This window comes from Paenibacillus nanchangensis, from assembly GCF_046543445.1.
GTDB classification, from domain to species: Bacteria; Bacillota; Bacilli; order Paenibacillales; family Paenibacillaceae; genus Paenibacillus_AQ; species Paenibacillus_AQ nanchangensis.
On record NZ_JBHOFD010000009.1, the window covers coordinates 185,510 to 197,873 of the forward strand.

Here is a 12,364-nt window from a genome sequence, read left to right on the forward strand (position 1 = left end):
CTTAGTAAACGTAAGATCCATTAAATGTCCTCATTATATTTAACAATCCCTAGTGTTATAAGAGGGGTTTAACAATTCCAATTAAAGGATAGAAAAATTCTATCTATATTTGTGATTGATTGAATTGCAACTCCTATGAAATCACTCGGATTTTGAGTTGACAAAAAAAGGGGCCCTGACTAAGATATATAGAAAATTACAAGTCGTCGCCGTCTTAATTCACTGTTTTTTAATCGGAATAGTCTATTAAAATTTAATCAAACCGACCTAAAAGGAGGGCTTGGAGTGAACATCGATAATATTGAGGCCTTTGTCTATATCAACCATTACGGAAGCTTCAATAAGGCGGCAGAAGTTCTGTATATTTCACAGCCGACGGTGACCGCGCGCATCCAATCGCTGGAGAAGGAATTGGATTGCCGGGTATTTGACCGGCTCGGCAAGCAGATTACCCTTACGGACAAAGGTAAACAGTTCCTGCCTTATGCGCAGCAAATCCTCCAAATTTACCAAAACGGTAAACATCAACTCCAAGCGAAGGGTCAGATACCGAATGAGCTGAGGATCGGCAGCACAGTATCGGTCTCCAATTACTTAATGCCGCATCTGCTGCATCACCTGAAGCGGAAATTTCCGCATATCCATATGAAGCTGACCACCGCTTCAACAGATGTGCTGGTTGCTAAGTTGAAAACAAAAGAAATTGATCTTGCCTTTATTCGCAAGGTGGTTAATCCGGCGATACAGGCGTTTCCGTTCTGTGAGGATCCGATTTCGCTGTATGTGCATGCTGGTCACCGGCTGGCAAAAGGCGGCCGTTCTTCTCTGCAGGATATCCGTCACGAACCACTGGTCTTTTTTGAATGCGGCTCATTGGACTGGTTGCGGCTGCACCGTGTCTTCGAGAGCATGGATCAGCCGCCGAATATTGTATATCAGGTCGATAATCTGGAAACCGCCAAAAAGCTTGTGCTTAGAAAAGCGGGCATCTGCTTTTTGCCGTCACTGAGTGTGCAGGAAGAAGTGGCGGCGGGAACGCTGATTCGGGTTGATATAGCGGAGACAGAGGGCATCTCCCTGGGAACCAGCCTGATTTCACTACACGGGGAAAATGCAGATTTTATAGAAACCCTGCTCGAGCTGAGGATCGGTAAAGCCGGAGATCGACAAATTGTATAGATGTATTAAAAAACTCTATTAGCCGGATGGCATCAGGCAGTGATAAAGTTAATTGCATATAATCACGACTATTTCGATGGGAATTATGAATTTAAATCGCGGACGGCTGGAGGTCATGACATGAGTGAGGTATACCGGTTGGCAGAACGGAAGGATGCGGAACAACTGTTGGAGGTTACATACCGCGCTTATGCGCTGATTCGCGAACTGGGATTGCATTGGCCGGCGGCAACAGCCGATCTGGCGCTGATTGAAGAGAACATTGCCGTAAATGAGTGTTATGTGCTTGAGATTGACGGAGTGATAGCTGCCACCATCACACTGTCCAAGGAAGAAGAGATCAAGAAGCTTAGCCCGCTGCCTTTTATCAAGTGGTTTGCAGCCCACCCGGATTACAGCAATAAGGGGTATGGCGGAAAGCTGCTCGACTGGGTGGAAAAGCATATTATTCTTGGACAATTGGGTTCGCCGGAGGTGACGCTGGCAACAGCACAGAAACACCCGTGGCTAGTTCAGATGTACGAGCGGCGGGGCTACGAACGGTTTCGGGAGCTGGATCCGCAGAATGGCGACGGCATTATGTATCTGCTGAAAAAGAAAATTATAAATAAACCACAAACCGCTCAAAGGGGATAGAACCATGAGAAAACCCGCTTCACTCCTATTCGCATCCATATTGACACTAGCGATTGCCGGCTGCGGAAATAACAGCAGCTCAGCAGGCGGCAGCGCCGGGAACAGCAGCCAGTCCGGAAATGGGGCTGACGCCGCCGCTGCAAACACAGCTGCTGAGACGGCTAAGGTTACAAAGATCACTGTGGGTACAGGTACGGCTTTTCCACAGGTATGCTTCATTGATGAGAACGGCAAGCTGACAGGTTTTGATGTGGAGCTGCTCAAAGAAATTGATAACCGGCTGCCGGAATATGAGTTCGATTTTCAAACCATGGATTTCAGTAACCTGCTGCTCAGCCTAGAGACTAAAAAAATCGATCTCGTGGCTCATGTTATGGAGAAAAATCCGGAGCGGGAGCAGAAGTACTCCTTTAATAAAGAAGCCTATGCCCACTGGAGAAACCGCATTGTAGTGGCCAAGGACAATGACACGATCCACACCCTGGATGATCTAAAAGGCAAGAAGGTGCTGACCGGAGCAACAAGCGCACAGGCGCAAATTCTTGAGAATTACAATAAAGAACATGACGACGCAATCCATATCGTTTACCAAAGCGGTACGGCTAACGATACAGCAAACCAGATCACCACTGGCCGTGTGGATGCCACGCTGGCTGCAGATTTCGTCCTGCCGATCATTGACCCGCAGAGCCAGCTTAAGGCTACGGGTGACGAGTTATCCTCCGCAGACATACTTTATGTGTTCCGCAAGGAGGATGCTGAGTCGCAAAAACTGTCAAATGCGATTGACGGAGCCATTAAAGAACTGAAGACGGATGGAACACTGGGCAAGCTGAGCACGGAATGGCTGGGTGCGGATGTTACGGCGGATTCGGTGAAATGATTAAGCCGGTGAGCACGGGAAAGGAGGGAGTTTATGGGCGCACCGTTTGATATCAGCTATGTCTTTTCCCTATTGCCCAAGCTGCTGGGAACTTTAGGTACCACGCTGCTGATTGTCGGCAGTTCCCTGCTGGCCGGAATGATTGCCGGTTTTCTTATAGCGCTGCCAAGACTGTATAAGGTGCCGGTGCTGAAGACCTGCTCCGAAATCTACATCTCCTTCTTCCGCGGCACGCCGATTCTGATCCAGCTTTTCCTCTTCTATTACGGGCTGCCGGAAGTACTGAAGCTGGTGCATGTGGATATGACCCGCACGCCGGTGCTGGTGTTTGTGATTTTGACTTACGGACTCCATACAGGCGCATATATGTCCGAAATGATCCGGGCTGCTGTGCTCGCGGTGGATAAAGGGCAGATAGAAGCCGCTTATGCAACAGGGATGACAGGGTTCCAGGCTTTTACACGGATTGTGCTGCCGCAGGCGCTTGGTATTGCCCTTCCCGTATTCTCCAATCTGGTGATTGCCCTGCTGAAGGATACGTCACTGGCGTTTACGCTGGGTGTGATGGAAATGACGGGGAAAGCGCAGACTCTGGGCAGCTTAACGCAGCATTTTATTGAGACGTATATCGCCCTGGCGCTAATCTATCTGGTCATCAGCTTTACGATTGAGAAGCTGCTGATGGTAGCGGAAAAGCGGCTGCTGCGGCATGAGATGCGGAGCACTCCGGAAAAAAGATCGTTCAAAATCAACAAAAACTGGTCCTACCGCCGTATCATTGCGGAACTGGGGCCGGGTAAAGGGGGAGCCGGATGATGAAGCTGGACCCGTCGTTTATCTGGACCGCTTTTGTGCAAATCTTAAGTGCAATTCCTACGACCTTATATATTACCCTTGTCTCTGTACTGATCGGCTTTGTGATCGGCGTGACGGTGGCCCTCATTCGGATATACAGAATTCCGCTGCTGCATCCGCTCGCTGTGGGGTACGTCACCTTTATCCGCGGAACCCCAATGCTGACGCATCTGCTGCTGATTTATTTCGGGCTTCCCGTGCTGATCGACAGTTTGGCGGTGCACCTCGGCTGGAGCTTTAGATCCGTATCGATTCCGATGATTGGATTTGCTTATATTTCATTCTCCATAACCGCAGGGGCTTACATGTCAGAGGTTGTCCGTTCCGGCCTGCTCGCGGTGGACCGCGGCCAGTTGGAGGCGGCTCATTCTATCGGGATGACCACACCTCAGGCGCTGCGGCGGATTGTATTCCCTCAAGCGCTGGCGGCAAGTCTGCCCAACCTGTCGAATTCGGTAATCGGCATGCTGCATGGATCTACGTTAGTTTTTACTGTATCGGTGGTGGATATCAACGCCAAAGCTCAGATTGTGGCTTCGACGAACTGGAAGTTTTTTGAGGCTTATCTGGCGGCGGCGCTGATCTTTTGGGGGCTAACGTTCCTGATTGAGCGCGTGACGTCGCTGATTGAGAAGCGGATCAATCTGTATAACCGGGGAGGAGTGGCATGATCAGGATTACGCATGTATCCAAGTCATTCGGCAGACACCAGGTGCTGAAAAATATAGATTTAACGGTCAAAAAAGGCGAGGTGGTCGTTATTCTCGGCCCAAGCGGATCAGGCAAAACCACACTGCTGCGCTGTGTGAACTATCTGGAGAAGCCAAACGACGGGGAGATTTCCATTGGTGATTTTAAGCTAAACTGCAGGCGTGCCCGAAAAAAGGAAATTCATCAGCTCCGGCAAAAAACGGCGATGGTATTCCAGCAGTACAATCTGTTCCGCCATAAAACCGCGCTGGAGAACGTGATGGAAGGGCTGCTGATCGTCAAGAAACTTCCGAAAGAGGAAGCAAGAAAACGCAGCATTGCGCTGCTTGAAAAGGTTGGCCTTGGCAGCAAGCTGGACGCTTATCCAAGCCAGCTGTCCGGAGGCCAGCAGCAGCGGGTGGGCATCGCCCGGGCATTGGCGCTGGAGCCGGAGGTCATTTTGTTCGACGAACCAACATCGGCGCTGGACCCGGAGTTGGTGGGGGAAGTTCTGGCCGTCATCCGCAAGATTGCCAAAGAAGGCATAACGATGATTGTAGTGACTCATGAAATGGGTTTTGCCCGCGATGTGGCGAATCATGTGGTCTTTATGGATGGTGGCGTTATTGTTGAAGAAGGAAGCCCGACAGAGCTGTTCAATCATCCACGCGAAGAAAGAACAAAGCAGTTCCTCAAGCGGATTACCCCTGAACTGAACTATTCCATTTAGGAGGCAAAATCATGGCCATTACAATCAGCGTGCTCGATCAAAGTCCGATCTATCCCGGAGAAACGCCGGAAGAAGCTTTCCAGCATACCATCAAGCTGGCGCAGCTGTCGGAACAACTGGGATTCCGCCGTTTCTGGGTTTCAGAGCATCATGATTCCGAGCAGGTGGCCGGATCTTCGCCGGAAGTGCTGATCTCACATTTGCTTGCGAAAACGGAATCGATCCGTATCGGTTCCGGCGGAATTATGCTGCAGCATTACAGTCCTTATAAGGTGGCGGAAAATTTCAATGTACTGGCATCACTGGCTCCAGGCCGGGTGGACCTGGGTGTAGGACGTGCTCCTGGCGGTCTGCCGCGCAGCACACAAGCGCTGCAGCAGGGGAAAGGAGATTCCCTAAGCCTGACGGATAAAATTATCGAGCTGGAGAAGTACGTACATAGCCGGCTTGGGGAGGATCATCCGCTGGCCGGGCTGAAGGCAGGTCCGATTCCGGGTATCCCGCCTGAACTGTACGTGTTAGGCGCAAGTGTAAGCAGTGCGGAAATTGCCGCCGAACTGGGACTGCCCTATGTGTTCTCTCTGTTTATTAACGGCGATCAGGCCGTGGCGCTGGAGGCGATCCGTGTTTACCGCAACGGGTTTGTATCTGCGGAAGGCAGGCAGCCGCAAGTGATTATTGCCTTGGCGCTGATCGCCGCCAGCACAGAGGAAGAGGCGAAGGAGCTGGCAGGAGCCCATAAGCTGATCCGGATTACACTTGCTAGCGGCAAGACGCTGACGGTGGCTACCCGAGAGCAGGCGGAGGAATTTTCCCGTCAAACGAACGAAGCCTATACCATCGAAGAACGGGAGCCGGAGATTACTAAAGGCACTAAGGAATCTGTACGTGAACAGCTATTGGCGTTGTCTGAGGCATCCGGTGTCGAGGAGTTCATCGTGACAACCAATGTACAACCGTTTGACAAACGGCTTCGCTCGTTTGAACTGCTGAGTGAAGCACTCGCCGAGGTGCCCGCCGAGGCCTAACTGAGGTGCCGGTTGAGGCATAACAACGCTGCTGAGTGACGCGCATACGTTGAGGTGCCGGCCAAGGCCTAGCTGAGCTGGCTCGCTGAAGTGCCAGTTGAGGTATAAGGCCAAAGGTGAAATCGGACAGGACGGCTTCAGAATTGAAAGCACAAGAAAATCGTATAGGGAAGAGAGCCTGCTTATGACAAACAAAGCATTCGAGCTGAGCTCGGAAGAACTCGGTGAACAATTGACCGGGATCCGCCGTCATCTGCACCGGCACCCGGAGCTGTCCAACGAAGAATTCGAAACAACCAAATATATCATTGCCTTACTGGAGCAGGCCGGAATCCGTATCGCAGATTACGGTCTGCCTACCGGAGTTGTTGCAGAGATTGGGGGCGGCAAGCCTGGTCCGGTTGTTGCGCTGCGTGCCGATATCGATGCCCTGCCGATCCACGAGGAGATAGGCGCAGATTATGCTTCACTGATTCCTGGGAAAATGCATGCCTGCGGGCATGATTTTCATACGGCGGCTCTGATTGGTGCTGCGTATCATTTGAATCAGCTGGAGGATCAGCTCCCGGGAACCGTTCGTCTCTTGTTTCAGCCCGCTGAGGAGAAAGCGCAGGGCGCGCAGCGGATCATCGCCAGCGGAGCACTGGAGGGGGTTCGCGCAATCGTCGGGCTGCATAACAAGCCAGACCTTCCGGTCGGAACAATTGGAATTACCGGCGGGCCTTTGATGGCAGCAGCGGACGGCTTTGTGGTTGAGGTTCTAGGCGGCAGCTCCCATGCAGCGGCTCCGGAAGCAGCAATCGATCCCATCGTAGCGGCCTCACAGATTGTAACTGCACTGCAGTCCATCGTCAGCCGCAATGTCAGTCCGCTGCACAGCGCGGTGGTCAGTGTGACGCAGATCCACAGCGGCAATTCATGGAACATCATTCCGGACAAAGCCGTGCTTGAAGGTACAGTCCGCACTTTCGATGAGGCCGTGCGGATCAAGGTGCTGGAGCGCTTCGAGCAGGTCGCGTCTGGAGTAGCTGCCGCCCTTGGAGCTTCCACGAAGCTGCGCTGGATCGGCGGGCCGCCGCCGGTGCTAAATGACGAGACTCTCGCTGCGCTCGGGGCTGAAGCAGCGGAAGCGCTGGGCTATAAAGCGGTGAAGCCTGTTCCATCCCCAGCCGGGGAGGACTTTGCCTTCTATCAGCGCGTGGTGCCGGGACTGTTCGTTTTTGTCGGCACCGATGGGAGCCAGGAATGGCATCATCCGGCTTTTAACTTGGATGAACGGGCACTGCCGGTTGCCGCCCGCTTCCTCGCGGATTTGGCCGTACGTTCGCTGGAGTACTATGCTGCCGGAGGAGGTGCAGAATTATAGATCAGCAAGCTAGTTATGACGTTATTATTGCCGGTGCTGGCTCGATGGGCATCAGCGCAGGTTATGAACTGGCCCGCCGCGGAGTGAAGACACTGCTGGTCGACGCCTTTGATCCGCCGCATACAGAAGGAAGCCATCACGGCGATACCCGGCTCATTCGCCATGCTTATAGCGGTCATCCCGTCTATATTGAACTGGCCCAGCGGGCAGATCAGCTATGGCAGGAAGCCGAGCAGTTGACCGGGGCAGAACTGCTGGTACGCTCTGGCGTACTCAATATAGCGGACAGTGCCGTCTATTCCTTCAGCGGCCGTCTGGCAGAAGCCGGGAAACGCAAGGTGAGGGTAGAGCACCTGGACGCCGAGGAGATTAGGCGGCGCTGGCCGGCTCTGAACATTCCGGAATCCTTCGCAGCAATGTACGAACCGGATGCCGGGTATTTGTACAGCGAGCGGTGTATTACTGCCTACCGCCAGCTTGCTCTATCACATGGCGCAGTGCTGCTGACGAACACTCCGGTAGTGAACATCACCGCCCGCGAAGGCAGTGTCACCGTCCACACAGCTAAAGGCGATTATCACGGAGCGTCGGCGATTCTTAGTGCCGGAGCCTGGTTCAGCGCGTTGGCGCCTTTTGTGTATCTGCCAATTAAGGCAGTTCGCAAGGTAGTCGGATGGTTTAACAGCGCACCGGATTTTGCTGCCGGGAATTTTCCCGGGTTTACGCTTGGAACAAAAGAAGGCGGCTATTACGGCTTCCCCGGCATCGGCGGAAATGGGCTGAAGATCGGCAGGCACGATAAGGGATTGGAATGGAAACCGGGTGAAGCGCTGGCGCCGTTTGGCAATGATACCAGCGACGAGGCAGACCTGCGGCGGGTACTGGAGGCATATATGCCGGGTGCCGCCGGGCGCCTGCTGAAAGGCTCTGTTTGTAAATATGAGCATACACCTGATGAAGATTTTATTATTGACCGGCATCCCGTCCACCCGAATGTGCTAATCGCCGGGGGATTCTCCGGGCACGGTTTTAAATTTTCCAGTGTCGTGGGAGAAATATTGGCAGATCTCACAACGCGCGGAGCGACAAGCCATAATATTTCGCCCTTTTCATTAGAACGTTTTACACCATCGGACCATTCGGTAGCAGAACTTTTACGGGAGGAAATTTAATGAGCAGCAGTCAAATCAGCGATTATCTGAATACCCATCAGCAACTGGTACAGGCGACAGCCGGATTAACGGAGGAACAGCTGAAATGGAAGGCGGTGCCGGCCAGTTGGAGTGTCACGGAGGTACTGGCCCATTTGGCCGATCACAGCATTGTCGTCTCCTTCCGCATCCGTGATATCCTTGCCGGTACAACTGCGCAGCTGCCGGTTTTTAACCAGGATGCCTGGATCAGCGGCCAATATGCCAACCAGGGAAGTGCCGCTGACAGCCTGGAGCTGTTCCGCAGCTTGCTGCACTATAACAGCCTGCTGTTTGACCGGCTTAGCGCTGAAGATTGGGAACTTAGCGGAATTAATTTTAAGGGCGAGACGGTGAGAATCACCGACATCATCCGCGGTTTCATTGCGCATGTGCAGACGCATCTTGCCCAGATCGAACGGATTAAACAAGGAGCTGCGGCTGCAGCAATTGTTCAGTGAGACTTAGCGAATACCTACGAAATGAATCACTGAACGATTGCTATCAAAACTAAGCGTATGCTTTCGGTTTTACTACCAAAACTTTGAGGAGGGAAAAAACATGGCCAAACCAAGACAACTGAAGCTGGGCGCACTGCTGCACGGGGTGGGAGGCAGCACATCGATGTGGCGTCATCCCGATGCCAAGCCGGATGCCAGTGTGAACTTTGAATTATACAAACAGTGGGTACAGAAGGCGGAGGAAGGCAAGCTGGACCTGATCTTCATTGCTGACGGTCTGTACATCAATGAAAAGTCCATCCCGCATTTCCTGAACCGGTTCGAGCCGCTGACCATCCTCAGTGCATTGGCTGCTGTCAGTACTAACATTGGTCTGGTCGGCACCTTGTCCACCTCCTACAGTGAGCCGTTTACTGTGGCCCGTCAATTCGGGTCCCTGGATGTAATCAGCGGGGGCCGGGCGGGCTGGAACGTAGTGACTTCACCGCTGGAAGGCTCCGCCTCCAATTACAGTAAAACTGAGCATCCGGACCACAGCAAGCGATACCGCATCGCAGAAGAGTATTTGCAGGTGGTACGCGGATTATGGGATTCCTGGGAGGATGATGCGTTTGTCCGTAATAAAGCGTCAGGCGTCTTTTTTGACCCGAAAAAAATGCATACACTGAACCACCAGGGAGAGTTCTTCTCCGTAAAGGGACCGCTGAATATTGCCCGCTCGAAGCAGGGGCATCCTGTAGTGTTCCAGGCAGGCTCCTCGGAGGTCGGTAAAAATTACGCCTCGAAGGAAGCGGACGCCATCTTCACCGGACACGAAACACTGGAAGACGCGAAGGCGTTCTACAGTGATGTTAAAACTCGCATTGCCTCGTTCGGGCGGAACCCGGATGAAGTTCTGATCTTCCCTGGCATTGCTCCAATCATTGGGGATACACCGGAAGAAGCTGAACGCAAATACCAGGAGGTTGCCGGACTTGTGACGATTGAAAATGCGCTGAACTACCTGGGCAGATTCTTCGAGCATCATGATTTTTCGCAATATCCGCTGGATGAGCCGTTCCCGGACGTGGGTGAACTGGGGCGCAATAGCTTCCAGAGCAGTACCGACAAGATCAAAAAGGATGCGAAGGAGCGGGGGTTGACGCTGCGTCAGGTAGCCATTCAATCGGCGACCCCGCGGAGCAGCTTCATTGGGACACCGGAGCAAGTGGCTGATCAGGTCCAGCTGTGGTTTGAATCAGGCGGCGCTGACGGATTTATGGTCGCAGCGGCTGTGCCGAACGGCTTGGAGGAATTTGTGGACCGGGTAGTACCGATTCTGCAAAAACGCGGACTGTTCCGCACGGAATATGAAAGCGGCACTCTGCGCGGAAACCTTGGCATTCCGGTACCAGAGAACCGTTACTCGAAGGCCTCCCAACCAGCGGGACAAATTTGACAGAAAAGAATAGAACCGTTCCAATGAAATAAACTAGCCGTTTACATACTGTCAGCGGCTAGTTTTTGACTTTACATAAACAGAAGGTTAGGTGTACTGAAATTCGATTCGAGCACAATACTCATACCATAATTAGAAACGTTTGGTAACTTTCTTCGCGTGTGCAGATGCTTTTTCCTAAATCAATGAACTAAGAAGATTACTGCCTGATAATGATATCACGCAATGGATGCTTACGCTTCATCTGCGCGAATTGGAGGAGAAGATCGTTAAGCGCACTATCCGGCCCAGGCTATAAACCGCCGCACGTAGAGTCATGTGCGAATATCTGACATGAAGCTTGACCTGTTAACTACCGCGTTGTATAAATTAGTATAATACAACACATAACAGGTTAGGGGCGCTGCATATGAAACTTGTTACAATCGGAGACAATGTGGTGGACTGCTATTTGGATCAGAGACGGATATATCCAGGCGGGAATGCCGTGAATGTAGCCGTTGCAGCCAAGCGCAATGGCGCTGAGAACTGCGCTTATATCGGAATTACCGGTGATGATGCAGCCGCTTTGCATGTGATTCACAGCCTGAAGATGGAAGGGATCGACCTTGCTCAGATCCGCCAGACTTATGGACCCAATGGGGAAGCAAATGTGACGCTTAACGAGGAGGGAGACCGGATTTTCATCGGCACAAACCGCGGGGTTCGCATGTCCTCCCTTTTGCAGCTTAAACTGACTGAAACCGATCTCGCGTATATTAGTACCTTCGATATGATCCATACGAGCGTAAACAGCGATATTGAGCATGAGCTTTCGCGCCTTTATCAAAGGCCGGTTTCCTTCGATTTCTCGACAAAGAACCGGTGGAATGAGAAGTATTTACGACAGGTTTGTCCATATCTGGCGTATGCCTTTTTTTCTGGCAGCGATATGGAGCGGAATGAAATAAATGATCTGATTGCTCTCGTACATGAACTAGGCGTAAAAGTGGTCGGCGTTACGCGTGGAAGCGAAGCAGCGCAGTTCTCATGCGAAGGCATCCGATATGAACAAACGCCGATGGCAGTCGATGTTTTAGATACAATGGGTGCCGGTGATTCCTTCATCGGCGGATTTCTGGCTTCCTACCACGGTACATGGAACATGGAAAAAGCGCTTCAGCAAGCGGCTTATTCGGCAGCTGCGACTTGCCAGCACTATGGCGCTTATGGATATGGAATCATCTTGGAATAACGTTCTCCCAAACACAAAAACGTGTAAGATTAACTTACACGTTTTTGTGTTTTTATTGGCCGGAAAAGAGGTTTTTGAAGTGATGATCATTAATATGACATGAGGAAAGCATTTACATTAGATTTTTTTGTTGACTTGCTTAATTTCCGATGGTATACAATATAATATAACAACATATACAATGTTAGCTTCTATGTTGTCAGCTTAAGGACTGGGGGGACGATATGCGGGTGGCAGGCGTTGGCTTTTGTTGTATAGACGTATACGAAAATCTAGACCGGTTGTATCCCACAGGAAACAGTGTCGATTTCGTGATTCACATGAGCCGGCTTGGCGCAGACGCGTCGATGGTCAGCGTAGTCGGCGGCGACCCTTATGGGGCGCTCATGATTAACAAGCTCCGTGAGGAGCGCATTGATGTGACTCACATGCATACGCAGGAAGAAGGACAAACGGCCATCTTCCGCATGGATCTGAACGGTAACGACAGGGTACACAAGGAAAAAGTCGAAGGCGTCATGGGCGATTTTGCCTTAAACGAAGGGGATCTGCAGTTCATTCTTCAACACCAGGCCATCCACACGAATTTGTCAGGCCGGATTGACCATCATCTTGCGGACCTCCGCAGCCAAGGCGTCCAGATTATCTATGACTTCTCCACCCGCACGAAACGC

The 12,364-nt window shown here is 51.8% G+C and carries 14 protein-coding genes; all 14 read left to right on the forward strand.

Features of this window, described 5'->3' with window-relative positions:
* The first annotated feature begins 285 nt into the window (after positions 1 to 285).
* Complete coding sequence (locus tag ACE6ED_RS09180; protein ID WP_410826816.1) at positions 286 to 1,179, forward strand: LysR family transcriptional regulator; 894 nt, start codon at positions 286 to 288, stop codon at positions 1,177 to 1,179.
* Between the two features lie 120 nt (positions 1,180 to 1,299).
* Positions 1,300 to 1,815, forward strand: a complete 516-nt coding sequence (locus ACE6ED_RS09185) for a GNAT family N-acetyltransferase (RefSeq protein ID WP_410826817.1) — start codon at positions 1,300 to 1,302, stop codon at positions 1,813 to 1,815.
* 4 nt (positions 1,816 to 1,819) lie between these two features.
* Positions 1,820 to 2,698, forward strand: coding sequence for a transporter substrate-binding domain-containing protein (locus ACE6ED_RS09190; RefSeq protein WP_410826818.1), 879 nt, complete (start codon positions 1,820 to 1,822; stop codon positions 2,696 to 2,698).
* Positions 2,699 to 2,731: 33 nt separating this feature from the next.
* Positions 2,732 to 3,514 (forward strand): amino acid ABC transporter permease, encoded by a 783-nt coding sequence (locus ACE6ED_RS09195; protein ID WP_410826819.1) that lies wholly within the window; start codon positions 2,732 to 2,734, stop codon positions 3,512 to 3,514.
* Positions 3,514 to 4,224, forward strand: coding sequence for an amino acid ABC transporter permease (locus ACE6ED_RS09200; RefSeq protein ID WP_410826828.1), 711 nt, complete (start codon positions 3,514 to 3,516; stop codon positions 4,222 to 4,224). Before ACE6ED_RS09195 ends, ACE6ED_RS09200 begins: the two co-directional genes overlap by 1 nt.
* The gene (locus tag ACE6ED_RS09205) at positions 4,221 to 4,973 is read left to right on the forward strand and encodes an amino acid ABC transporter ATP-binding protein (RefSeq protein ID WP_410826820.1); all 753 of its coding nucleotides are present in this window, start codon (positions 4,221 to 4,223) and stop codon (positions 4,971 to 4,973) included. Before ACE6ED_RS09200 ends, ACE6ED_RS09205 begins: the two co-directional genes overlap by 4 nt.
* A gap of 11 nt (positions 4,974 to 4,984) precedes the next feature.
* The gene (locus tag ACE6ED_RS09210; protein ID WP_410826821.1) at positions 4,985 to 6,001 is read left to right on the forward strand and encodes an LLM class flavin-dependent oxidoreductase; all 1,017 of its coding nucleotides are present in this window, start codon (positions 4,985 to 4,987) and stop codon (positions 5,999 to 6,001) included.
* A gap of 184 nt (positions 6,002 to 6,185) precedes the next feature.
* Positions 6,186 to 7,367 carry an amidohydrolase gene (locus ACE6ED_RS09215; RefSeq protein ID WP_410826822.1) on the forward strand — a complete coding sequence of 394 codons (1,182 nt, stop codon included), beginning with the start codon at positions 6,186 to 6,188 and terminating at the stop codon, positions 7,365 to 7,367.
* Positions 7,364 to 8,539, forward strand: a complete 1,176-nt coding sequence (gene solA / locus ACE6ED_RS09220) for an N-methyl-L-tryptophan oxidase (RefSeq protein ID WP_410826829.1) — start codon at positions 7,364 to 7,366, stop codon at positions 8,537 to 8,539. Before ACE6ED_RS09215 ends, solA begins: the two co-directional genes overlap by 4 nt.
* The gene (locus tag ACE6ED_RS09225) at positions 8,539 to 9,018 is read left to right on the forward strand and encodes a DinB family protein (protein ID WP_410826823.1); all 480 of its coding nucleotides are present in this window, start codon (positions 8,539 to 8,541) and stop codon (positions 9,016 to 9,018) included. The genes solA and ACE6ED_RS09225 overlap by 1 nt, the downstream gene beginning before the upstream one ends.
* Positions 9,019 to 9,118: 100 nt before the next feature.
* On the forward strand, positions 9,119 to 10,456 hold the full coding sequence (locus ACE6ED_RS09230) for an LLM class flavin-dependent oxidoreductase (RefSeq protein ID WP_410826824.1): 1,338 nt from the start codon (positions 9,119 to 9,121) through the stop codon (positions 10,454 to 10,456).
* Positions 10,457 to 10,637: 181 nt separating this feature from the next.
* The gene (locus ACE6ED_RS09235) at positions 10,638 to 10,754 is read left to right on the forward strand and encodes a winged helix-turn-helix transcriptional regulator (protein ID WP_410826830.1); all 117 of its coding nucleotides are present in this window, start codon (positions 10,638 to 10,640) and stop codon (positions 10,752 to 10,754) included.
* A 111-nt stretch (positions 10,755 to 10,865) separates the two neighbouring features.
* Entirely contained in the window at positions 10,866 to 11,690 is an 825-nt protein-coding gene (locus ACE6ED_RS09240; protein ID WP_410826825.1) for a PfkB family carbohydrate kinase, read from the forward strand.
* A 320-nt stretch (positions 11,691 to 12,010) separates the two neighbouring features.
* Positions 12,011 to 12,364, forward strand: a 354-nt coding sequence (locus tag ACE6ED_RS09245) for a PfkB family carbohydrate kinase (RefSeq protein WP_410826831.1), incomplete at its 3' end; no start/stop codon positions are given.